The 548-nt window shown below is 25.7% G+C and carries 1 protein-coding gene; it reads left to right on the forward strand.

The window, feature by feature from the left end:
• Positions 1-395: hypothetical protein (locus tag ACQY5W_RS13490; RefSeq protein WP_428025485.1), on the forward strand; the 395-nt coding region annotated here is incomplete at its 5' end.
• Positions 396-548: the final 153 nt, after the last annotated feature.

The raw sequence follows: 548 nt of genomic DNA on the forward strand, positions 1-548 counted from the left end.
AACTGGATATTTCAATCAAAGAATTTAATTCTTATAGCATAAATAGCTTAAATCTATATGATTTCCATTTGAAAAAACTAACAGCTTTTTTTATAAATAAATTTAATGTTTTTAAACAATCTCTTCATAGTTCTTCAAAGACAAAAAAACTTCGAGAAAACTTTCTTCAAAGATTGCATGATTTTGAAGTTAAGTTGGATGCTTATGCAAAATCAATTGCATTAGATAATAGATTTAAGTTTTCGTTATCTCAAGAAGAGTACTTCAATTTATTTATGCAAAAAGAATTTGATGGAGTGACTTTAATTGATTTTAAGGACTTTAAAGATATTGATGATATATATAAAAAAATAATTAAATATAGAAAATCAATAAGTTTTGGAGCACAGGAGTAATTTATGGATTTAGGTGTATTGATAGGTATTCCTCTTGGATTTACATTTATTATTGGAGGTATTTTAGTTAGTGGATTTTCAATGGGAACATATTGGGATTTAACATCTGTTCTGATTACTATAGGAGGATCTTTTGCTGCTCTTATGGTTTCT

The sequence above is a fragment of the Arcobacter sp. genome, assembly GCF_050300555.1.
Classification (GTDB): domain Bacteria; phylum Campylobacterota; class Campylobacteria; order Campylobacterales; family Arcobacteraceae; genus Arcobacter.